This window comes from Treponema sp. R8-4-B8 (assembly GCF_054786175.1).
The window spans coordinates 1-439 of sequence record NZ_BDHE01000427.1 but is presented as its reverse complement, the minus strand read 5'-3'; the positions used below and the strand labels follow the sequence as shown (position 1 = coordinate 439).

The window sequence follows — 439 nt, the reverse complement described above, 5'->3', positions numbered from 1 at the left end:
AAGTACCGTAATGAGCGCGATTTTTACAACCGTCGATGAAATGTAACTGTGGATCAATGGTAAGAAAATGGGGCGCAGAAAGAAAATTGATTTGAAAAGCGGAATTGTGGAGTAGACTTTTCAATCCGCGCAAGGTAATATTGAAGTAAAGAGAATCAACAACGGCAAAGAGGCTTGCACATATATTTTAAAGACGGCGGACAAGGCGCAAAATATAAAACTTATTACTGATAACGCTAATCTTAAAGCCGGTGAAATCGCGCATATAGAAATTAACGTTACCGAAAAAAACGGAATTCTTTGCACCAATGAAGAATTGATAGAATTTTCACTGGAAGGGGACGCGGAATTCCTTGGAGCCTGTTCCGGTGATTTGACACAAAATTTGGGATTTACTAAAACAAAAGTTGTTACTTTTGAAGGAAGGGCGCTTGCGATG

At 39.2% G+C, this 439-nt stretch carries 1 protein-coding gene; it reads left to right on the top strand.

Translation table 11 applies throughout. The features are described from left to right. Positions 1–139: 139 nt before the first annotated feature. A partial coding sequence (locus tag ACYVRA_RS09080; RefSeq protein ID WP_461252382.1) for a hypothetical protein occupies positions 140–439 on the top strand: 300 nt, incomplete at its 3' end.